The 21,643-nt window shown below is 70.9% G+C and carries 17 protein-coding genes; 12 read left to right on the top strand and 5 right to left on the bottom strand.

Features of this window, described 5'->3' with window-relative positions; genetic code table 11:
- Positions 1-115 precede the first annotated feature (115 nt).
- From ASF23_RS02920 to ASF23_RS02905, 4 genes are all read left to right on the top strand, one after another.
- Positions 116-1,783 carry a chitinase gene (locus ASF23_RS02920; RefSeq protein WP_235510749.1) on the top strand — a complete coding sequence of 556 codons (1,668 nt, stop codon included), beginning with the start codon at positions 116-118 and terminating at the stop codon, positions 1,781-1,783.
- A 125-nt stretch (positions 1,784-1,908) separates the two neighbouring features.
- Positions 1,909-2,451 carry an FHA domain-containing protein gene (locus tag ASF23_RS02915; RefSeq protein WP_082473736.1) on the top strand — a complete coding sequence of 181 codons (543 nt, stop codon included), beginning with the start codon at positions 1,909-1,911 and terminating at the stop codon, positions 2,449-2,451.
- An 83-nt stretch (positions 2,452-2,534) separates the two neighbouring features.
- Complete coding sequence (gene ftsR / locus ASF23_RS02910) at positions 2,535-3,191, top strand: transcriptional regulator FtsR (RefSeq protein ID WP_055949199.1); 657 nt, start codon at positions 2,535-2,537, stop codon at positions 3,189-3,191.
- A 351-nt stretch (positions 3,192-3,542) separates the two neighbouring features.
- The gene (locus ASF23_RS02905) at positions 3,543-4,028 is read left to right on the top strand and encodes a MerR family transcriptional regulator (protein WP_326998989.1); all 486 of its coding nucleotides are present in this window, start codon (positions 3,543-3,545) and stop codon (positions 4,026-4,028) included.
- Positions 4,029-4,366: 338 nt separating this feature from the next.
- On the opposite strand, the gene ASF23_RS02900 is transcribed toward ASF23_RS02905, so the two are convergent.
- Positions 4,367-5,173, bottom strand: a complete 807-nt coding sequence (locus ASF23_RS02900) for a ParA family protein (protein WP_055949192.1) — start codon at positions 5,171-5,173, stop codon at positions 4,367-4,369.
- A gap of 128 nt (positions 5,174-5,301) precedes the next feature.
- On the opposite strand from ASF23_RS02900, the gene ASF23_RS02895 reads away from it, so the two are divergent.
- Together ASF23_RS02895 and ASF23_RS02890 are read left to right on the top strand one after the other, a co-directional pair.
- Positions 5,302-8,715, top strand: a complete 3,414-nt coding sequence (locus tag ASF23_RS02895; RefSeq protein ID WP_055949189.1) for a pyruvate carboxylase — start codon at positions 5,302-5,304, stop codon at positions 8,713-8,715.
- Positions 8,712-9,215, top strand: coding sequence for a peptide deformylase (locus tag ASF23_RS02890; RefSeq protein ID WP_055948537.1), 504 nt, complete (start codon positions 8,712-8,714; stop codon positions 9,213-9,215). The genes ASF23_RS02895 and ASF23_RS02890 overlap by 4 nt, the downstream gene beginning before the upstream one ends.
- A 103-nt stretch (positions 9,216-9,318) precedes the next feature.
- Here ASF23_RS02890 and ASF23_RS02885 read toward each other — a convergent pair whose 3' ends face one another.
- Entirely contained in the window at positions 9,319-11,145 is a 1,827-nt protein-coding gene (locus tag ASF23_RS02885; RefSeq protein ID WP_055948534.1) for an AMP-dependent synthetase/ligase, read from the bottom strand.
- A gap of 134 nt (positions 11,146-11,279) precedes the next feature.
- On the opposite strand from ASF23_RS02885, the gene ASF23_RS02880 reads away from it, so the two are divergent.
- The 3 genes from ASF23_RS02880 (at position 11,280) to ASF23_RS02870 (ending at position 14,455) form a co-directional block, all read left to right on the top strand.
- The gene (locus ASF23_RS02880; RefSeq protein ID WP_055948531.1) at positions 11,280-12,236 is read left to right on the top strand and encodes an ROK family glucokinase; all 957 of its coding nucleotides are present in this window, start codon (positions 11,280-11,282) and stop codon (positions 12,234-12,236) included.
- Positions 12,237-12,282: 46 nt separating this feature from the next.
- Positions 12,283-12,972 (top strand): lysophospholipid acyltransferase family protein, encoded by a 690-nt coding sequence (locus tag ASF23_RS02875; RefSeq protein ID WP_055948528.1) that lies wholly within the window; start codon positions 12,283-12,285, stop codon positions 12,970-12,972.
- A 127-nt stretch (positions 12,973-13,099) separates the two neighbouring features.
- Positions 13,100-14,455, top strand: a complete 1,356-nt coding sequence (locus ASF23_RS02870; RefSeq protein ID WP_442855008.1) for a class II 3-deoxy-7-phosphoheptulonate synthase — start codon at positions 13,100-13,102, stop codon at positions 14,453-14,455.
- Positions 14,456-14,776: 321 nt separating this feature from the next.
- Here the strand turns inward: ASF23_RS02870 and ASF23_RS02865 are convergent, their stop codons facing one another.
- Positions 14,777-16,951, bottom strand: coding sequence for a protein kinase domain-containing protein (locus ASF23_RS02865; protein ID WP_235510769.1), 2,175 nt, complete (start codon positions 16,949-16,951; stop codon positions 14,777-14,779).
- Between the two features lie 259 nt (positions 16,952-17,210).
- Entirely contained in the window at positions 17,211-18,446 is a 1,236-nt protein-coding gene (locus tag ASF23_RS02860) for a LysM peptidoglycan-binding domain-containing protein (protein ID WP_055948518.1), read from the bottom strand.
- 206 nt (positions 18,447-18,652) lie between these two features.
- Here ASF23_RS02860 and ASF23_RS02855 point away from each other — a divergent pair, with 206 nt between their 5' ends.
- Positions 18,653-19,006 carry an Rv2175c family DNA-binding protein gene (locus ASF23_RS02855; protein ID WP_326998985.1) on the top strand — a complete coding sequence of 118 codons (354 nt, stop codon included), beginning with the start codon at positions 18,653-18,655 and terminating at the stop codon, positions 19,004-19,006.
- 192 nt (positions 19,007-19,198) lie between these two features.
- Here ASF23_RS02855 and ASF23_RS02850 read toward each other — a convergent pair whose 3' ends face one another.
- Complete coding sequence (locus tag ASF23_RS02850; protein WP_055948514.1) at positions 19,199-20,317, bottom strand: polyprenyl synthetase family protein; 1,119 nt, start codon at positions 20,315-20,317, stop codon at positions 19,199-19,201.
- 81 nt (positions 20,318-20,398) lie between these two features.
- Here ASF23_RS02850 and ASF23_RS02845 point away from each other — a divergent pair, with 81 nt between their 5' ends.
- Positions 20,399-20,803, top strand: a complete 405-nt coding sequence (locus tag ASF23_RS02845; RefSeq protein WP_055948510.1) for a DUF3040 domain-containing protein — start codon at positions 20,399-20,401, stop codon at positions 20,801-20,803.
- A gap of 357 nt (positions 20,804-21,160) precedes the next feature.
- Positions 21,161-21,592 carry a division/cell wall cluster transcriptional repressor MraZ gene (mraZ, locus tag ASF23_RS02840; RefSeq protein ID WP_055948507.1) on the top strand — a complete coding sequence of 144 codons (432 nt, stop codon included), beginning with the start codon at positions 21,161-21,163 and terminating at the stop codon, positions 21,590-21,592.
- Positions 21,593-21,643 lie beyond the last annotated feature (51 nt).

The following is a 21,643-nucleotide window of genomic DNA, read 5'->3' as shown; positions in this document are numbered from 1 at the left end:
CACCCAGCCCGGCCGGCGGCCGGGCCGCGCCTCCCTGCGCGAGCCGCGCCGCGCCTCCAGTCCGTCGACGACGCACGTCGGCACCGTGACCCGAACACATCCCAGGAGCACTCCCGTGAGTTCCATCGCCGGCGCACCAGCGCCCGTTCCCCGCACACCCCCCACGGGTCCCAGGCTCTCCTGGGTCCGCGTCCTCACCGCCGTCGCGGTGGTCGTCGCCGTCGCCGGCGGCGGGCTCGTCGGCTTCTCGTGGTGGCAGTCCGCGCAGGCCTCGGAGACCGAGCACCCGTTCTTCGCCGCGTACACCGACGTCACCGCCACGCCGACGTTCTCGTTCGAGGACGTCAAGTCCACGGCCGGCCGCGACGTCATGCTGTCGTTCATCGTCGCCGACCCGGACCGGGCCTGCACGCCGACGTGGGGCACCGCCTACACGCTCGACGGCGCGGCGGACACCCTGGACCTCGACCGCCGGATCGCGCGGCTCGAGCAGCAGAAGGGCGCCGTGGGCGCGTCGTTCGGGGGGCTCGCGAACGACGAGCTCGCGACGACCTGCACCACGGTGTCGAAGCTGACGGGCGCCTACCGGTCCGTCGTCGCGCGGTACGACCTGTCGACGATCGACCTCGACGTCGAGGGCGACGACCTCGCGGACCACGCCGCGGGTGTCCGTCGTGCCGAGGCCGTCGCGGCACTGCAGGACGAGCGCCGTGCGTCCGGACACCCCCTGGCCGTGTGGCTGACGCTCCCGGCGTCGACGGACGGGCTGACGACCGACGGCACGACCGCCGTGACGCAGATGCTCAAGGCGGGCGTCGACCTGGCGGGTGTCAACGCGATGACGATGGACTACGGCCAGAGCAAGGGGTCCGGGCAGACGATGTACTCGGCGTCGGTCGAGGCCCTGCAGCAGACCCACCGGCAGCTCGGCATCCTCTACAGCCGCGCCGGCACGCCGCTGACGTCCGCGACGCTCTGGCGCAAGGTCGGAGCGACCCCGATGATCGGCCAGAACGACGTGCAGGCCGAGGTGTTCAGCCTCGCCGACGCCGCGAAGTTCAACGCGTGGACCCGCCAGCAGGGCATCGGTCGGATGTCGATGTGGTCGCTCAACCGCGACACGACGTGCGGCTCGAACTACGTCAACCTCTCGCGGGTCTCCGACTCCTGCAGCGGCGTCGACCAGGGGGCGCTCCTGTACGCGAACGTCCTCGGCAAGGGGTTCTCCGGCAAGCTCGTGGACGCGGCCACGACGGTCACGACCGCCGAACCCAGCGCGACCACGGTGCCGACCGACGACCCGTCGACGAGTCCGTACCAGATCTGGGACGCCGACGGGTCGTACCTCGAGGGCACCAAGGTCGTCTGGCACCACGACGTCTACGTGGCCAAGTGGTGGACGTCCGGCGACCTGCCGGACGACCCGGTGCTGAGCTCCTACGAGACACCGTGGTCGCTCGTCGGGCCGGTGCTCCCGGGCGAGAAGCCGGTGAAGGCCGTCACCCTGCCGGCCGGCACCTACCCCGCGTGGTCCGGCACGGCGACGTACGACACGGCGGACCGCGTGCTCTTCGGCGGCGTGCCCTACCAGGCCAAGTGGTGGAACACCGGGAACAGCCCCGAGGCCTCCACGTCCGACCCCGACGGCTCGCCGTGGGTGAAGCTCAAGGACGCCGAGATCGCCCAGATCGCCGCGGGGGTCACCGCCGGGAGTGCTGCGCCGACGGGCGAGGCGACGCCGTCGTCGGGGTCCCGTTCGTCCTCGGCCCCCGCGGCCGGCTGAGGCCGTCCGATCTCCGCGGCGGGTGGATCCTGGTCACCCGCCGCGGATTCGGTGTCGACCCTCGAAAGCGGCTCCCGAACCGGTCGGGATTTCCGATACGCTGGTCCGCCAGAAGGAGGTCCACGATGGTAGATCCAACGGGTGCGGACACGCCCCAGCAGCCGCACGCCGGTCAGCAGTCGACGCCGGCCGCCCAGCAGTCCCCGAACGACGCACAGGCGACGGAGAACGCAGTGACGGGTCGCGTCGACACCACGCTGACCTTCAGCCTCGACCTGGCCGCGACGCTCACGCCGGAGGCCGGTGTCTCGGGCGAGGAGTCCGAGGCGATCGGTGCGCTCCCGTCGGGGTCGGCGCTGCTCGTCGTCCGCCGCGGTCCGAACATCGGGGCGCGATTCCTGCTCGATTCCGACGTCACGACCGCCGGACGGCACCCCGACGCCGAGATCTTCCTCGACGACGTCACCGTCTCGCGCCGGCACGCGCAGTTCCTCCGCCACGGCTCGTCGTTCAGCGTCAAGGACAACGGTTCGCTCAACGGCACCTACTTCGACGGCGTCCGCATCGACGAGGCACTCCTCGCCGACGGCGCGGAGGTCCAGGTCGGCAAGTTCCGTCTGACCTTCTACGCGTCCCGCGTCGACCTCGCGCGCCTGGCGACCGCGTAGTGCCGGCGCAGTCGGCGGCGCGAGCTGCCGCCTCTGCTCGCACCGGGTCCGCACCTGCGGCCCGCGGCGCCGTCGGGCACGACCTGCTCACGATCGGCCAGGTGCTCGCGCGCCTGAAGCCCGAGTTCCCGGACCTGTCGAGCTCCAAGCTCCGCTTCCTCGAGGAGCGCGAGCTGGTCACGCCGGTCCGGACGCAGAGCGGCTACCGCAAGTTCTCCGCCGCCGACGTCGAACGTCTCCGGATCGTGCTGGGTCTGCAGCGCGACCACTACCTGCCACTCAAGGTCATCAAGGAGTACCTCGCCGACATCGATGCCGGGCGCGAGCCCGTGCTCCCCGGCGGGATCGACGGTCCCCGGCCGTCGATCCTCGGGACGGAGCGTCGGTACACCCGCGACGAGCTCGTCCGGGCGTCCGGTTCGACGCCGATGCTCGTCTCGGACGCCGTGTCCGCCTCGCTCCTGCCCGCAGCGGAGCACTACGGCGAGGACGCCCTCACGGTCATGAAGGCGCTCGTCGACCTGCAGCGCTCGGGCATCGAGCCGCGGCACCTCAGGACCTTCCGCGCAACGGCCGAGCGCGAGCTCGGACTGATCGAGTCGGCCCTCATGCCCGTCCGTCGTCGTGGTGACGGGACCTCGCGAGCCAAGGCGGCAGAACTCGCGCGCGAGATCGCCGGACACCTCGAGGTCGTCCGCTCGTCGCTCATCCGCGCGGCGATCGGCCAGCTCGACGCGTGACGAGGGAACTCCCGTGATCGTCGGCTCCCTCGATGCGCCCGGGCATTTACAGGTCACGCTTCGGCGGCATATCCTCGACACGCCGGACGTGCCGAGCCGGATGTCCCGCGACGTTCGACTCCGACTCGCTAGCGTGGACCTCGGCATAACTCTCAACCGAATGTTGAACGTTCGGAAGGGAGTCAGGACGTCGCGGAAGGCAATCCGAATGAGTGGGAACGCATGAGCGGGAACGACACCCCCGGCACGACCGGTACCCCGCTGACCCCTGCGGACGGCGACGGTTCCCACGCTGACGGTGCGTCCGTCGAGGCGTCCCGGTACGACCTCGGCCTGCTCTTCACCGATGGCATGCCCGAGCGCGACGAGTCCAACGGCTACCGCGGCACCGTCGCCGCCCGGGCCGCGGGGATCAGCTACCGCCAGCTCGACTACTGGGCTCGCACGGGCCTCGTCGAGCCCACCATCCGCGGGGCGGCGGGCTCCGGCTCGCAGCGGCTCTACGGCTTCCGCGACATCCTGGTGCTCAAGCTCGTCAAGCGCCTCCTCGACACCGGCATCTCCCTGCAGCAGATCCGTACGGCCGTGAACCAGCTCCGCGAGTCCGGCGTGAACGACCTCGCCCAGACGACGCTGATGTCCGACGGTGCCTCGGTGTACCTCTGCACCTCGAACGACGAGGTCATCGACCTGGTGTCCCGCGGGCAGGGCGTGTTCGGTATCGCGGTCGGCAAGGTCCTCCGCGAGGTCGAGACCAGCCTCGTGGAGCTCGACGCGACCGCGGCGGCCGACCCGGCCGACGAGCTCGCCGCGCGACGGGCGACGCGAGCGAGCTGACCCCCCCCGCCTCCGCAAAACACCGCCTTCCGTACGAAACACCGCCCCGCAGGGCGGTGTTTCGTCATGAGAGTGGTGTTTCGGCACGGTGACGCGACGTGCCGGACCTCCGCCGCGCCTCCAGTCCGGCATGTGCGCCGCACCGGCCTGGAGGAACGGCACCGGCCCGCCCCGCCAGCCCAGACATCCGCCCCCCGGCCCAGACACCGGCCCCGCCAACCCGGCCGCCCCCGTCGGCCCAGACAGCAAGACACCGCCCTGAGAACAGGACACCGCCCCGATGGGCGGTGTCTTGGCCGAAGAGCGGTGTTTTGCGGGGGCCGGGGGCCGGGGGGGGGCTACGCCTGGTCGGCGTACTCGCCGATCTTGCCCGTGCGCATGATCCGCTCAAGCAGCTGGTCGAAGTTCCGTGCCATCTCCTGCGCGGACTCGCCCGGCCAGACGTGCAGGGGCTTCGCGGCACCCTGAGCCTGCTGCAGCGAGGTGCGCTCGGGCAGCTGCGGGCTGAGCACCAGGGGCCCGAACATGTCGCGGAGCTCCTTGATGCGGAACTGGTGCTCGAGCGACTGCACGCGGGCGCGGTTCACGATGATCCCGAGTGGCTGGAGCCGGGGGGAGAGGCCCCGACGGATCTCCTCGATCGCACGGAGCGCCCGGTCGGCGGCCGCGACGGAGAACAGTCCGGGCTCGGTGACGACGGTCACACGGTCGGATGCCGCCCACGCCGTCCGGGTCAGGGCGTTCAGTGACGGCGCGCAGTCGATGAGCACGAGGTCGTAGTCGGCCTCGACGTTCGCCAGGGCCTCCTCGAGCTTCCAGATGTCGCGGATCGACGGGTGCGGCCCGTCGAAGTTGATGGCGGAGGGGGAGCCGACCATGACGTCGATCTTGCCGGTGCGTCCCTTGGTCCAGCCGGAGGGGGCGATCGCCTGACGGACGATCTTCTCCTTCGGGGACTCGAGGACGTCCGCCACGTTGAGGTGGCCGGCGAGCGAGATGTCGAGGCCGGTCGAGACATCGGACTGGGGGTCCAGATCGACGACCAGGGTCCGCAGACCCTTCGCGAACGCGGCCGACGTCAGGCCGAGTGTCACGGTCGTCTTTCCGACGCCTCCCTTGAGGGAGCTGACGCTGAGTACATGCACGTCGAGCAACGATAGCCGCACTAGGGTTGAACCACCTCAAGATCCGCCGAACCGGAGCCTTCCGGCACTCCGCCGGGTCGCACATCCGTTCGGGCCCGAGTCGCCCCGAACCGCTCGAAGGGCTCCGAGTGTTCAGCAAGATCCTGGTCGCGAACCGAGGCGAGATCGCGATCCGTGCGTTCCGCGCCGCCTACGAACTCGGGGCCCGCACCGTCGCGGTCTACCCGTACGAGGACCGGAACTCCCAGCACCGTCTGAAGGCCGACGAGGCGTACCAGATCGGCGAGGTCGGGCACCCGGTGCGCGCCTACCTCGACGTCGCGGAGATCGTCCGCGTGGCCGTGGAGTCCGGCGCCGACGCGATCTACCCGGGCTACGGCTTCCTGTCCGAGAACCCGGAGCTCGCCGCAGCGGCCGCGGCGGCCGGCATCACGTTCATCGGGCCGGGCGAACACGTCCTCGAGATGGCCGGCAACAAGGTCACCGCCAAGGAGCACGCGATCGCGGCGGGGGTCCCCGTCCTCGCGAGCACCCCGGCGAGCCGCGACATCGATGCGCTCATCGCGGGCGCGGACGCCGTCGGGTTCCCGATCTTCGCCAAGGCCGTGGCTGGAGGCGGCGGTCGTGGGATGCGGCGTGTCGAGCGCAAGGAGGACCTCCGCGCAGCGCTCGAAGAGGCCATGCGCGAGGCCGACAGCGCCTTCGGCGACCCGACGATGTTCCTCGAGCAGGCCGTGCTCCGCCCGCGCCACATCGAGGTGCAGATCCTCGCCGACGCGACCGGCACCGACGCCGGCACGATCCACCTGTTCGAGCGCGACTGCTCCGTCCAGCGCCGGAACCAGAAGGTCGTCGAGATCGCGCCGGCCCCGAACCTCGACCCCGCCGTCGCGGCCGCACTGCACCGCGACGCCATCGCGTTCGCCAGGAGCATCGGGTACGTCAACGCCGGCACCGTCGAGTTCCTGCTCGACACGGTGGGGGAGCGCGCCGGTCAGCACGTCTTCATCGAGATGAACCCGCGCATCCAGGTCGAGCACACCGTGACCGAGGAGGTCACCGACGTCGACCTCGTGCAGTCCCAGATGCGGATCGCCGCCGGCCAGACGCTCGCCGACCTCGGGCTCTCCCAGGACACGGTCGCCGTGCACGGTGCCGCGCTCCAGTGCCGCATCACGACCGAGGACCCGAACCAGGGCTTCCGACCCGACACCGGGCGGATCACCACGTACCGGAGCCCGGGCGGCTCCGGGGTCCGGCTCGACGGCGGCACGGTCGCCACCGGCGCGCAGATCAGCCCGCACTTCGACTCGATGCTCGTCAAGATGACCTGCCGTGGCCGGGACTTCCCGTCGGCGGTGGCCCGTGCGCGTCGTGCCCTGGCGGAGTTCCGGATCCGCGGTGTCTCCACGAACATCCCGTTCCTCCAGGCGGTGCTCGAGGACCCCGACTTCGCGCGGGGCGACGTCAGCACGTCCTTCATCGAGGAGCGCCCGCAGCTCTTCACCGGACACGTGTCGCGGGACCGCGGCACGAAGATCCTCGGGTGGCTCGCCGACGTCACGGTGAACCAGCCGAACGGGCCGTCGTTCGGCGCCGTCGACCCGAGCGTGAAACTGCCGACGGTCGACCTGACCACCGAGCCGCCCGCCGGCCAGCGCGCGCTCCTGCAGGCCGTCGGCCCCGCGGCCTGGGCGAAGGCGCTCCGCGAGCAGACCGCCCTCGCCGTCACCGAGACGACGATGCGGGACGCCCACCAGTCGCTCCTCGCGACCCGTGTCCGGTCGACGGACCTCATCGCCGTCGCACCGCACGTCGCGCGGCTCACCCCCGAGCTCCTCAGCATGGAGGCGTGGGGCGGTGCGACCTACGACGTCGCCCTCCGGTTCCTCGGCGAGGACCCGTGGGAACGTCTGGCGTCCCTCCGCGAGGCGATGCCGAACATCCCGATCCAGATGCTCCTCCGCGGCCGGAACACCGTCGGCTACACCCCCTACCCGACCGAGGTCACTGCGGGCTTCGTCGCCGAGGCGGCCGCGACCGGCGTGGACGTCTTCCGCGTGTTCGACGCCCTGAACGACGTCTCGCAGATGCGTCCGGCGCTCGACGCCGTCCTCGCGACGGGGACCGCGGTGGCCGAGGCCGCGCTCTGCTACACCGCGGACCTCCTGGACCCGGCCGAGGACCTCTACACCCTCGACTACTACCTGCGCCTCGCGGAGCAGATGGTCGAGGCCGGTGCGCACGTCATCGGCATCAAGGACATGGCGGGGCTCCTCCGCGCCGGTGCCGCGGACAAGCTCGTCACGGCCCTCCGCGAGCGGTTCGACCAGCCGGTGCACGTGCACACCCACGACACCGCCGGCGGGCAGCTCGCGACGCTCCTCGCCGCGAGTCGTGCCGGAGCGGACGCCGTCGACGTCGCGGCAGCCCCGATGGCCGGCACCACGAGCCAGCCGAGCATGTCCGCGCTCGTGGCCGCCCTGGCCCACACCGAGCGCGACACCGGCATCTCGCTCGCGGCCGTGAGCGACCTCGAGCCCTACTGGGAGGCGGTCCGCCAGGTCTACCGGCCGTTCGAGTCGGGGCTCCCCGGGCCGACCGGTCGCGTCTACAAGCACGAGATCCCGGGCGGTCAGCTCTCGAACCTCCGCCAGCAGGCCATCGCCCTCGGACTCGGCGACCGGTTCGAGCAGGTCGAGGACTGGTACGCCGCGGCGAACCGCATCCTCGGGCGGCCGACCAAGGTGACGCCGTCCTCCAAGGTCGTCGGCGACCTCGCGCTGCAGCTCGCCGCGGCGGACGCGGACCCCGCGGACTTCGAGGAGAACCCGCAGAACTACGACATCCCGGACTCCGTGATCGGGTTCATGGCCGGCGAGCTCGGCGACCTCCCCGGTGGCTGGCCGGAGCCCTTCCGCACGAAGGTCCTCGCGGGACGGACGGTCGACCTGACGATCACCCCCATCGACGACGCGGACGCGGCAGCCCTGGGGACGCCGGGGCGGAAGCGCCAGCAGACCCTCAACCGGCTGCTGTTCGCGGAACCCACGAAGCAGTTCGAGCAGGTCCGGGAGCAGTACGGCGACCTGTCCGTGGTCGGGACGGCCGACTACCTCTACGGTCTCCGGCAGGGGCACGAGCACGTCGTCTCGATCGGCAGGGGCGTGAACCTCTACCTCGGGCTCGAGGCGATCGGCGAGGCCGACGAGCGTGGCATCCGGACCGTGATGACGACCATGAACGGCCAGATGCGGCCGGTGTACATCCGCGACCGTTCGATCGAGGTCGAGACGAAGGCCGCCGAGAAGGCCGACCGGACCGACCCGCAGCAGGTCGCGGCCCCGTTCTCCGGGGTCGTCACCCTCAAGGTCGCGGTCGGCGACGTCGTCGAGGCCGGGCAGGCGGTCGCGAGCATCGAGGCGATGAAGATGGAGGCAGCGATCACGGCTCCGGTCGGCGGCACGGTGGTGCGTCTCGCGATCCCGGCGACCCAGCAGGTCGACGCCGGCGATCTCCTGGTGGTGCTGCAGGCACGATGACCGTCCGTCCCATCCGCCTCTTCGGCGACCCGGTGCTCCGTTCCCCCTCCGACCTGGTCCGCGTCGGGCCTGAGGGGGTCCCCGACGGGGTCCGCGACCTCGTGCAGGACCTGCTCGACACGGTGCGCGAACCCGGCCGCGCGGGCGTTGCCGCGTGCCAGATCGGCGTCGGGCTCACCGCGTTCAGCTACAACGTCGACGGCGACGTCGGCTACGTGATCAACCCCGAGGTCGTCGAGGTCTCCGGCGAGGCCGAGCTGGTGGACGAGGGCTGCCTGTCCGTGCCCGGGCTCGCCTATCCGACGAGGCGGTACCCGTACGCCAGGGTGCGCGGCGTCGACGTCGACGGCAACACCGTCGTCGTCGAGGGCACCGGCCTCATGGCACAGGCCCTCCAACACGAGACGGACCACCTCAGGGGCACCGTCTACGTCATGACGCTCGACGCGGAGACCCGCCGTCAGGCGCTCCGCGACATCCGCGAGCAGGACTGGTTCTGACCGCGGTCTGCCGAACCGTGTGACGGACTGGAGGGACGGTGCCAGCTGGCACCGTCCCTCCAGTCCGTCATGGTGCGCGTCCGGCGGGCGTCGGCCGACGTGCTCAGGACCTGCGGTGCCGGTGTTCCACCACCGGCACTGCCGTCGTCTGCACCGCCGACCCCGAGTAGATGTGGTCGACGTCGGCCGCGAACTCCTCGAGCACGCGCTGCCGCTTGACGGTGAGCTTCGGGGTGAGGTGGCCCGACGCCTCGGAGAGGTCTGCGTCGATGACGGTGAACGACCGCACCGACTCGGCGCGGGAGACCCGTCCGTTCGCGGCGTCGATCGCGTCCTGCACCGCGGCGTGCACCCGTTCGTCGTACGCCGCGGCCCCGGGGGAGAGCGCGGGTGCGATCCCGTTCGCGGCGCACCAGCCGGGGAGCATCTCGCGGTCGAGTGTGACGAGCGCCGCGATGAACGGCCGGCCCTCACCGACCACGACGACCTGTGCGATCAGCGGGTGCTCGCGGATGCCGTCCTCCAGCGGTGCCGGTGCGACGTTCTTGCCGCTCGCCGTGACGATGAGCTCCTTGGCGCGCCCGGTGACGGTGAGGATGCCGGCGCCGTCGAGCGCACCGATGTCGCCCGTCCGGAACCAACCGTCAACGAACGCGGCGGCCGTGGCGTCCGGGTCGTTCCAGTACCGGTCGAACACGTCCACACCGCGGACCAGGATCTCGCCGTCGTCGTCGATCCGGACCTCGACGCCGGGGAGCGCACGGCCCACCGAGCCGATCCGGACCTCGGCGGCGCGGTTGACGGTCGCGGGTGCCGTCGTCTCGGTCAGGCCGTACCCCTCGAGGATGAGGACCCCGACCGAGCGGAAGAAGTGTGCGAGCCGCGGTGAGAGCGGCGCCGATCCGCTGATCGCGAAGGACACCCGGCCACCCATGGCGTCGCGGAGCTTCACGTAGACGAGCCGGTCGAACAGGCGGAACCGTGCGCGGAGCCCGAGTCCGACACGTCCGCGGGCGAGTGCCTCGGAGTGCGCGACGGCCGTCGTCGCCGCCATCCGGAACACCCGCCCGCGGCCGGCGATCGTCGCTTTCTGCTCGGCGGCGTTGTAGATCTTCTCGAACACCCGGGGGACGGCGAGCAGGAACGTCGGCCGGAAGGTCGACACGGCGTGCATGAGGTCCTTCGTGTCCGGTTCGTGCCCGACGAGGACACCGGTGCCGACGGACATGACCGCGATGAACCGTGCGAACACGTGCGCCATCGGGATGAACAGGAGGGTCGATGCGCCGTCCTCGACGACCTCGGGCATCGCCTCTGCGGCGCCGTCGATCAGCGCGGTGAAGTTGTCGTGCCGGAGCACGCAGCCCTTCGGCCGTCCGGTGCTCCCCGACGTGTAGATGATCGTGGCGTCGTCGTGCCCGGTGACCGCCGCGACGCGCTCCTCGAGGTCGGCGTCGGTGACACCCTCGCCGAGTCGGGTGAGGTCCTCGAGTCCGCCGCCGTCGATGGTCCAGTGCTGGCCGAGGAGCGGCAGGTCCGCCGCGACGGAGGCCACCCGGCGTGCGTGCTCCTCGGACTCGACGATGACCGCGACGGCCTCGGAGTCGCGGAGGATGTGCCGGACCTGGTCGGGGGAGCTGGTCTCGTAGACGGGCACCGAGACGAGGCCGGCCTGCCAGATGGCGAAGTCCACGAGCGTCCACTCGAGTCGCGTCCTCGACAGGATCGCGACGTGCGCGCCGGGCTCGAGTCCCGCGGCCACGAGGCCTCTGGCGATCCCGCGGACGCGGACGAGCACGTCACGGGCGGGGATCGGCGTCCACGCGTCGCCGTGCCGCTCGGCGAGGATCGCCCGGTCAGGGGTCTCGGCGGCTCGGTTCGTGAGGATCCGTGCGGCGGAGCCGGCGTCGCGGGCAGTGCGGGGGTCCATGCGGGGTCCTGACACGGTGAACTCCTTCGTCGACCGTCGAATCGAGCCGGACTCATCGTCGAGTCCGTGCCTGAAGCATAGGACGCGACGCGGCGCGAACGGTCGATGCGGAGGAACCGGTAGGATCGACCCTCGTGCACGCCATCGGAATCGACATCGGGGGCACCAAGATCGCCGGCGCGGTCGTCACGGAGCTCGGGGAGATCATCGCGGAGGACCGCGTCCCCACGAACGCGGCAGACCCGGCCGCCATGCTCGACGACGTCGTCGCGATGGTGGAGCGCCTCCGGACCCAGGAGCCGGACGTCGGCGCGGTCGGGGTCGCCGCTCCGGGGTTCATCGACGCGTCACAGTCGATCGTCTACTACACGCCGAACATCCGCTGGCGGAACGAGCCGCTCCGCCAGAAACTGCAGGAGCGTCTCGGCTCGCTGCACATCACCGTCGACAACGACGCGAACGCCGCCGGGTGGGCCGAGTTCCGCTTCGGTGCCGGTCGGCTCGTCAGCGACATGACCATGCTCACGATCGGCACCGGTGTCGGTGGCGCGATCGTCACCGAGGACCGGCTGTTCCGCGGCGGCTTCGGCACCGGTGGCGAGATCGGACACCTCCGCATCGTCCCGAACGGTCTGCCCTGCGGGTGCGGTGCCCGCGGCTGCATCGAGCAGTACGGCTCCGGACGCGCGCTGCAGCGGATGGCGAACGACGTCGCGGACGCCGGCGGCATCGGGGTCGCGCTCGCACAGGCGCGGGACGGCAACGGCGGCACGCTCGACGGGGCCATCGTGGGCGACCTGATCCTGGCCGACGACCCCGGCGCGCTCGCAGCGCTCCGACGACTCGGACGGCACCTCGGCGAGGCCTGCGCATCACTCTCCGCCGTCCTCGACCCGCAGCTCTTCGTGTTCGGCGGCGGCGTCGCGAGTGCGGGCGAACGGCTCCTCGAGCCGATCCGTCAGGCGTACCTCAACAACCTGCCGGCCAGGGGATACCACCCGGAGCCCGACTTCGTGATCGCGGAGCTCGGCAACGACGCGGGGGTGGTCGGCGCAGCCGACCTCGCCCGGATCCACGCCAGGACCGCCTGACGGCCTCCTGGCCGCCGGCGAACGACCGCACACCGAGGACGCATCGATGCTCTACTGGGTACTCAAGAACCTGATCGTCGGGCCCGTCCTGACCGCGGTCTTCCGGCCGTGGGTCGTCGGTCGCGAGAACGTGCCGACGTCGGGCCCGGTGATCTTCGCGAGCAACCACGTCTCGTTCATCGACTCCGTCATCCTGCCGGTGGTGCTCGACCGGCGGATCTCGTTCCTGGCCAAGAGCGACTACTTCACCGGGCGTGGACTCAAGGGCTGGGCGACCAAGACGGCGTTCGGTGCGCTCGGACAGCTCCCGATCGACCGTTCGGGCGGCAAGGCCAGCGAGGCGTCGCTCCGCACGGGCCTCGGGGTCCTCGCGCGCGGAGAACAGCTCGGCATCTACCCGGAGGGCACCAGGAGCCCGGACGGCCGGCTCTACCGCGGACGGACCGGTGTCGCCCGGATGGTGCTCGAGGGCCGGGTGACCGTCGTCCCCGTCGCGATGGTCGGTACGCGCGAGGTGATGAAGATCGGCCAGCACGTCCCGTCCATCAAGCGCGTCGGTGTCGTGTTCGGCAAGCCGCTCGACTTCTCGCGGTTCGAGGGTCTGGAGTCCGACCGCTTCATCCTGCGGAGCGTCACCGACGAGATCATGCACGAGCTCCGCGGGGTCAGCCGGCAGGAGTACGCGGACATCTACGCCTCGAGCATGAAGGAGCAGCGGGCCGCGCTTCCACGTTAGGCTCTGACCGTCCCCCGACGGCGGGGATCCCCGCCACCTCCGCGCACCCGAGTGCGGAGTCCGCGGGGTGAGCACTGACGAGAACCTCGAGGTACCACCGTTGTTCGACCCCACCGACACCGTCGCCCTGCAGGATCCGGACGTCATCGAGGGTCTCGACTCCTGGCGGACGCTCCCCATCAAGCAGCAGCCGACCTGGCCGGACCCCGCCGCGGCCGAGGCGGCGTCGGCGGAGATCGCCACGTTCCCCCCGCTCGTGTTCGCGGGCGAGGTCGACCAGCTCCGCACCAGGCTCGCAGCAGCGGCGTCCGGCCGGGCGTTCCTGCTCCAGGGCGGTGACTGCGCCGAGACCTTCGCCGGTGCGACCGCGGACTCGATCCGCGACCGCGTCAAGACGATCCTGCAGATGGCAGTCGTCCTGACGTACGGCGCGTCGATGCCGATCGTCAAGATGGGCCGGATGGCGGGCCAGTTCGCCAAGCCCCGGTCGAGCGACCTCGAGACCCGTGGCGACGTGACGCTGCCCGCCTACCGCGGCGACATCGTGAACGGGTACGACTTCACGCTGGAGTCCCGGACCGCCGATCCCCGTCGGCTCGTGCAGGGGTACCACACGGCGGCATCCACGCTGAACCTCGTCCGGGCGTTCACCCAGGGCGGGTTCGCGGACCTCCGGCAGGTGCACTCCTGGAACAAGGGCTTCGCGGCGAACCCGGCGAACGCGCAGTACGAGCACCTCGCACGCGAGATCGACCGCGCGATCAAGTTCATGGAGGCTGCCGGCGCGGACTTCGACGAGCTGAAGCACGTCGAGTTCTACGCCTCGCACGAGGGCCTGCTGATGGACTACGAGCGTCCGATGACGCGGATCGACTCCCGCTCCGGGCTGCCGTACGACACCTCGGGGCACTTCATCTGGATCGGTGAGCGGACCAGGGACATCGACGGCGCGCACGTGGACTTCCTGTCGCGGGTGCGGAACCCGCTCGGCGTCAAGCTCGGCCCGACCACCTCGATCGACGCCATGGAGCGCCTCATCGACAAGCTCGACCCCGAGCGGGAGCCGGGACGCCTGACCTTCATCACCCGGATGGGTGCCGGCAAGGTCCGCGATGCCCTGCCGCCCCTGCTCGAGGCGATCAAGGGCATGGACGCGAACCCGCTCTGGGTGACGGACCCCATGCACGGCAACGGTCTGACGACGCCGACGGGCTACAAGACGCGTCGTTTCGACGACATCATGGACGAGGTCCGCGGGTTCTTCGAGGCGCACAAGGCCGTCGGGACCTACCCGGGCGGCATCCACGTCGAGCTCACCGGTGACGACGTCACGGAGTGCCTCGGCGGCTCGGAGCACATCGACGAGGCCACCCTCGCGACCCGGTACGAGTCGCTCTGCGACCCGCGCCTCAACCACATGCAGTCGCTCGAGCTGTCGTTCCTGGTCGCCGAGGAACTGAGCAACGCACCGGTGCGCCCCTAGCGGACGAGCCACAGAGGGACGGGAGGCGCGGTGCCAGCTGGTGCCGCGCCTCCAGTCCGTCCATGCGTACCCTGGTGCGCGCGCCTGCTGCCGGAGGTTGCCGGGTCGCCTCATGTGATCGCATCGAGCGGCATCCTCCCCCGATTGCGACGTCGTTCCTCGGGCACGATGTCGCCGCATGCGTTCGCATCCGATGTGTGCGCATGCGGCGACGTCCTCGTGAGAATACGACGTCGCGAATGGGCCCGGATGTCGCTCGATGCGTCCGCAGCAGCCGACGCGAACTGCGCACACCGCCGTGCTCGGACCGCCCGGCTCCGACTACTGCTTGTAGGAGAGGGTGACCGTGTCGCCCTTGTGCACCGTGGCGTTCGCACCGGGGTCCATGCCGGACACGGGGAGCGAGGACTTCCAGTCGTAGAACGAGCACAGGATGTTCGTGCAGTCCGGGTAGGACACCTTGAGCCCCAGCGCCTCGAGCGTCGACGCTGCCTGGCTGATCGTCTTGCCGGTGACGTCGGGCAGCGAGATGGGAGCCGGGCCCTTCGACACCGTCAGCACCACCTGGGAGCCCTCGACCACGGGATCGTCCTGGATGGTCGTCGCGATGACCTGGCCGGTGGGGACGTCGTCGCTGTACTTGCCGGTCTGCTGGTCGGAGACCGTGAGCCCGACCCCCTGCAGCGTCGTGGTCGCGTCGGCGGCGGTCTTCCCGACCACGTCCGGCACGGCACCGAGTGAGACGGTGAGCCGGATCGGCTGACGCTCCGGGTACGTCTGGACCGTCGTGAGGTCGAGACCCGAACCGTCCTCGTTGACGCCCTCGACCGCGAGCACGGTGTCCTTGGCGGCGTCGGGGTCGAAGCGGTACGAGGGCTTCTCGAGCGAGAAGTCGTCGTCGAGCGCCGCCGTCACGGTGGACAGCGGCTGTCCGACGATCGCGGGCAGGCTGATGAGTCGCGGGCCGGACGACACCACGAGGCGCACCGAGGTGCCCTTGCGGACCGTGGCGGTGGCGCTCGGACGGGTCGCGGACACCTCGCCCTCGTCGATGTCCGCGTCGTGGCGGCTCGACGTCGCGCGGTCGGTGTGGAGTCCGCGGGCCTCGAGCAGCTGCCGCGCCTCGGACACGCTCTTGCCGGTCACGGCCGGGATCCGCACGTTGCCGCCCGGGCCCGGCCCGAGGTACCACGCGACGCCGCCGGCCACCAGGACGAGCACGACGATGATGGCGAGGGCGATCCACCCGCGCTTCCGGCGCCGGCCGGACTTGTCCGCGAGTCGCTCCGCGGCCGGACTGAGGGCCTGGCCGGAGTGGCGACGCCCGTTCGGACCCGTGGGACGCTGGCCGTGACGATCGGCACCGGGTGCGACCGCCCCACCGCCGCCGACTGCTTGGCTTCCGGAGAACGCTCCGCGGCCGCCGCTCGGCTGCGGGTGGACTCCGGAGCGGCGGTCTCCGAGCACGGTCGTGTCGTCGGAGTCACCTCGGTCGGGCCCGCCGTTCCGATCGGGCCCGTCGTTCCGTCCGGACCCGTCGTTCCGACCGGGCGTGGGCGGCCGCGCGGACGTCGTGTTCCGACCGGAGGCGTCGTCCCGGGGAAGCACCGACGTGGTGTTCAGCGGCCGGATCACCGCGGTCCGACTGTTCGGGTCCGCGATGCGCCCCTCGACGCCGGCCAGCGCGTCGAGCATGGTCTTGGCGTCGCGAGGCCGGTCGTCCGGGTTCCGCGCGGTCGCCCAGAGCACGAGTTCGTCGAGCTCCCGGGGGACCGACGGGTTCGCGAGGCCGGGCGCGGGCACCGTGTCGTTCGCGTGCTGGTAGGCGATCTGCATCGGCTGGTCGCCCTTGTACGGCTGCTCGCCGGTGAGCATCTCGTACAGCATGATGCCGACGGCGTAGATGTCGCTCCTCGTGTCCGCGACGCCGCGGGTGACGAGTTCGGGGGAGAGGTAGGCGATCGTGCCGAGGAGAGCCGCGCCCGTGGCGGTGTTGGCGGACGCGGCGCGGGCGAGTCCGAAGTCACCGAGCTTGATCCGACCGTCGTCGGCGAGGAGGACGTTCTCCGGCTTGAGGTCGCGGTGCACGATCCCGGCCCGGTGCGCCGAGGCGAGTCCGCCGAGCACGGCACGCAGGATGTCGAGGGCCTGTTCGCTCGTCAGTGCGGTGTGCTCCTGGAGCAGGTCCCGCAGGGTGATCCCGGGGATGTACTCCATGACGATGTACGCGGCGTCGTCCTCGGCGCCCTGGTCGTACACGCCGACGACGCTCGGGTGCGAGAGCCTCGCCGCGGACCGGGCCTCCTGGATGAACCGGTTCCGGAACGCGACGTCGTCGGCCAGGTGGCCGTGCATGATCTTGATCGCGACACGGCGTTCGAGGCGCACGTCGGTCGCCAGGTAGACGGTCGCCATGCCGCCGCGGGCGATGCGCGAGCGGACACGGTACCGCTGATCGATCATGCGACCGATCATTGGGTCCGTCGCAGCGTTCATCGTCACGGTCGGCATTCTACGAATCCCGACCTGGGCACGACGGGCAGGCGCACCGTCCGTGACCCAATCTCGATCTTGAGGATGACTCCGGCGCGTGCCGCGCCGTCACGACGCAGCAGGCGGTGCGGTCGGAATGCACCGCGCGGACCAGTCGGGACGCACCACGCGGGGCAGTCGGGACGCACCACGCGGACCGGCCGAGACGCACCGTGTGGAGCCCCCGGCGTGCCGCGGAGTCAGGATGCCGGGAGGAACGACGTCAGAGCGTCGCGAGCCACGCGGTGGCCGGCTTCTCCCACTGCGCGTACGCGGTGGGGTAGGCCGAGAACTGCACGTTCTGCGCGGCCTGCGTGACCGACATGCCCTGCCAGTTGGCGACGTCGAGGAGTCCGCGCGTCACGCCGGCGTTCGGGTTCGACCGCCCGCCGAAGAACAGGCGTGCCGCGTGTCCGACGTCCATGAGCTGCGCGCGCGTTCCCCAGCCCTGACTCGGCCGCTGCTGGAACACCCCGACCGAGTCGCGGTCGCCGTGGTCGACGTTCCGGAGCCCGGACTCCTGCATGGCAGCCGCGAGGGCGATGACGAGCCCGCGGTTCGGCACCCCGAGCGAGCGTCCGACGGCGACGATGGTGGCGGCGTTCGCGCGCATCTCGTTCGTGAGGACGACACCGCTCGGCGCCGGCACGACGAGCGTTCCGCCGGCGTAGATGGTGGACGTGTAGGTCAGCCCGTTCGCGGCCAGGAGGTCGCTGACGCTGATCTGGTGCGCGGCGGCGATCGTCGCGAGCGTGTCGCCCGATGCGATCGTCACCGACTTCGCGGCGGCGGACGCGGACGGCGCGGGGGAGGCCGCGACCACGGCGACCGCGGGTGTTGCTGCACCAGCCGACGGGACGCGGAGCGTCTGGCCGGGGTAGATCGTGCTCGTGGAGGACAGCTGGTTCGCGGACAGCAGGGACGACGTCGACACGCCGACCTTCGCGGCGATCGCGCTCGCGGTGTCGCCGGAGACGACGTGGTAGCTGCCCGAGGTGGACGAGGTGCTGACCGCGGCGACGGCGGTCGCGGGTGCCGGGGTCGTCGCCAGGCGGAGGGTCTGGCCCGGGTGGATGATCGCGTTCCAGCTGAGCCCGTTGGCGGCGAGAACGTCGCGGGTGCCGAGGCCGTACCTGGCGGCGATCGCGCTCACGGTGTCGCCCTGCACGACGGTGTACGAGGCGGGAGCCGTCCGGGTGACCGCTGCGACCGGGGTCGCGACGACGGCGGACACGTTGCGCTCGACCGCGGCCCCGAAGACCGGGCCACCACCGACGTTCTCGTCCATGGTGCGGCGGTGGTGATCGCGCTGCTCGTCCCGGTGGCGCTCGTCTGCGTGCACCGCCCCGACCGGGCCGGTGAGTCCCGCGGCGACGGCGATGGTGCCGGCCAGGACGATGGGTACGGTCGCGAACCGTGCTGCGCGGGCCCTGCGGGCTGCGTCGTCGGCGGTGTCCACGTGCGATCACTCTCCCCTGGTCCGTGACATGGGGGTTGCCACGGTTCGGAACACGGTGGCATGAAACAGTGCTGGAGTCAATCAGGGAGGCTGCTGAGAACAGCGTGTCTCCTGGGGTCGGAATGACGCGAGTGACGCGAGTGACAGATATCCACTCGTCAAGACGACAGAGGGCCGGACCGCCCCACGTCTGGCACCATGGACACGTGAGTGATGCATCGAACGACGCCGACCTGTCCGAGCGCTGGCTGACGGTCCCCGACCTGATGGAGCTCCTGCAGGTGAGCCCCGGCCGCATCCACCGGCTCTTCGAAGAGCGGACCCTGCTGCCCGCACGGGTCGACGGTGTGCTGCGGGTCCCGGTCGAGTTCCTCGGCGACACCGAGCCGCTCCCCGAGCTGAAGGGCACGCTCGTCGTGCTCGGCGACAACCACTTCACCGATGACGAGGCCGTGCGATGGATGCTCACCGTCGAGGAGTCCATCGGCGTCTCGCCGATCGCCGCGTTGCGCGCCGGCCGCAAGGCCGAGGTGCGCCGCGTCGCCCAGACCTTGCTTTAGCGAGCAGACCCTGCTGCAGCGAGCGCGTCGCGTCCGGCGCGACCAGCTGCCGGACTGGAGGGACGGGTCGTCCCCGCACCGTCCCTCCAGTCCGCGAGTCCCGGTCCACGGAACGCCACCTCGGCCGCATGGCGCAGGGTCATGTCTCTCCGCGATGCGGCGAACCTGGTGTCCAGCGGGACGAGGGAGCCGCTAGGCGGACCGGCGCGAGACGGTGTCGGCGAGGGTGGCGAGCTGTTCGCGCGCCGACGGACTCAGCGGGGCGGCGTCGAGGGCCGCCTTGGCTCGGACGACGTGCCGCTCGATCGACCGCTCGACGGCGGCGACCGCACCGGACTCGGTGATGGTCGCGCGGAGCATCGTGATCTGGTCCTCATCGAGGTCCGGGTCGCCGAGCAGCTCGTCGACGAGCTGCCGGGCCCCCGGCCCGAGGGCCTTCCGTGCCGTGGCGATGAGCACGGTGCGCTTGCCTTCCCGGAGGTCGTCCCCGGCGGGCTTGCCGGTGCGCCCCGGGTCACCGAAGACGCCGAGCAGGTCATCGCGCAGCTGGTACGCGACACCGAGGGGGAGTCCGAAGGCGCGGAGACCGTCGAGCTGGGCCTCGGAGGCGCCGGCGATGAGCCCCCCGATGGCGAGCGGGGCCTCGATCGAGTACTTGGCCGACTTGAAGACGATGACCCGCTGCGCACGGAGCAGCAGCTCGGCCTCGTCCACGGTCGGCCAGGCGATCTCCTCGTGGACGTCGAGGTACTGCCCCGCCGTCACGTCGAGCCGCATCGCGTGGAACTCCTGGCGGACGATGCGCGCCCGCGCCGGCTCGAGCAGCGCGAGGGCCTCGTCGAAGACGCTGTCCGAGAGCGAGAGCAGCAGGTCGCCCATGAGCAGCGCGGAGTTCGTGCCGTAGAGCGCGCGGTCGCCGATCCATCCGGAATCCGCATGCATGGACTCGAACCGCCGATGCGCCGCCGGCATCCCGCGACGGGTGTCCGAGCGGTCCATGATGTCGTCGTGCACGAGCGCCGCGGCGTGGAACACCTCGAGCGCGGCGGCGGCGGTGACGACGGCCTCGGCGGTGGTCTGGCGGGAGCCCTCGGCGAGGGGGTCGAAGGACCCGGAACGACCGGCGACGGCCTGCCATCCCCAGTAGCAGAACAGGGCTCGGAACCGCTTGCCCCCGGACAGCAGGTCCCGCGAGAACACGCTGAGCGGAGCCAGGTCCGGACTGATCCCGTCGAGTCGTTCCTGCTGCTCCGTGAGTGCCCGGTCGACACGGCTCGAAACGAGGTCCACTAATCGCGTACTCTCAGCCACGTTCTCTAGCCTAGTGCGTGGCCGAGACATACAATCGGTCCACTAGATCCACGCGTCGATCCCAGGGATGAGGGACTCCAGATGCCACTCTCGGAGCAAGAGCAGCGACTCCTCGAAGAAATGGAGCGCAGCCTCTATCAGAACGACTCCGACTTCGTGGCGCGCGTCACCAAACGACAGGGCCGACCGACGTACACGTCGATCACGCTCGGTGTCCTGGGGGCCCTCGCCGGCGTTGCCGTCATCATCCTCGGGCTCGTGATCCGGCAGCCGCTCATCGGTGTCGTCGGGTTCGTCCTGATGCTCGCGGGCGTGCTGTTCGCGCTGCGGCCCGGGTTCCGGGCAGCCCGGAGCGGCGGGGCCCAGGGCGGTACGTCCGGACCGGGTGCGTCCGGCCCCCGCAAGGGCGGCTCGTCCGGCAAGGGCGGCGGGTCCTTCATGGACCGCATGAACGACCGCTGGGACAAGCGCAGCCAGGACCGCTGAACAGCGTTCTAAGCATGACTCCCTGACGGGGTCGACCTCCGGGTCGGCCCCGTCAGTCGTTTAAGCCGTGTTCTGAACACCCCGGTCCACGCCGAACACGCGGACCGGGGTGTTCGTCGTGGACGCGCGTGTTCGGAACACGCGCAATTCCCTCCATTTTCCTCCACCGCGTCGCCCAGCCCGCCGTTCCGCGTCGTTCCGGGCCTCGATGCGGTGATCCGTGCCTCCCGACCGGTGCTTGCTGCCCCCATTTCGGGGCGTCAGCCCCCGTCGGCCGCCTCGTCCCGTGGTGTTGTGGGGCGTGGTGGAGTAAAGTGGAGGAACAGGGTGATCGTTGGAGCGAAGGGGGGTTCGGACATGTTGCTCGGAACCCATGCCCCGAAGCTCGACGAGAAGGGCCGCGTCATCCTCCCCGCCAAGTTCCGCGACGAGCTCTCCGGCGGACTCGTCATGACCCGTGGGCAGGAGCGGTGCGTCGTGGTCTTCAGCACCCGCGAGTTCGAGACCCTGCACGACCGCATCCGCCAGGCGCCGATGACGAACAAGCGCACGCGCGACTACATGCGCCTGTTCCTGTCCGGAGCGAGCGCCGAGCAGCCCGACAAGCAGAACCGCGTCACCATCCCGCAGAACCTCCGCGAGTACGCCGGTCTCGACCGCGACCTCACGGTGATCGGCGCCGGCGACCGTGCCGAGATCTGGGCCACCGACGCGTGGGAGGCCTACTACGCGAGCAGCGAGGCGGACTTCGCCGACAACGAGGAGGAGGTGATCCCGGGCATCTTCTGATCCGTTGACCCGGACTCCCAGCCGTCCGCCCTGGTGCACCTTCCCCGGTGC

It is taken from the genome of Curtobacterium sp. Leaf261, assembly GCF_001422205.1.
GTDB lineage: Bacteria > Actinomycetota > Actinomycetes > Actinomycetales > Microbacteriaceae > Curtobacterium.
This window is presented reverse-complemented; position numbering and strand designations above follow the sequence as displayed.

Coding starts and splice junctions, on each gene's coding strand:
- ASF23_RS02915 (WP_082473736.1), top strand. CDS start 1,909: ATGGTAGATCCAACGGGTGCGGACACGCCCCAGCAGCCGCACGCCGGT.
- ASF23_RS02865 (WP_235510769.1), bottom strand. CDS start 16,951: ATGAACGCTGCGACGGACCCAATGATCGGTCGCATGATCGATCAGCGG.
- mraZ (WP_055948507.1), top strand. CDS start 21,161: ATGTTGCTCGGAACCCATGCCCCGAAGCTCGACGAGAAGGGCCGCGTC.
- ASF23_RS02875 (WP_055948528.1), top strand. CDS start 12,283: ATGCTCTACTGGGTACTCAAGAACCTGATCGTCGGGCCCGTCCTGACC.
- ASF23_RS02885 (WP_055948534.1), bottom strand. CDS start 11,145: ATGGACCCCCGCACTGCCCGCGACGCCGGCTCCGCCGCACGGATCCTC.
- ASF23_RS02845 (WP_055948510.1), top strand. CDS start 20,399: ATGCCACTCTCGGAGCAAGAGCAGCGACTCCTCGAAGAAATGGAGCGC.
- ASF23_RS02905 (WP_326998989.1), top strand. CDS start 3,543: ATGCCCGAGCGCGACGAGTCCAACGGCTACCGCGGCACCGTCGCCGCC.
- ASF23_RS02890 (WP_055948537.1), top strand. CDS start 8,712: ATGACCGTCCGTCCCATCCGCCTCTTCGGCGACCCGGTGCTCCGTTCC.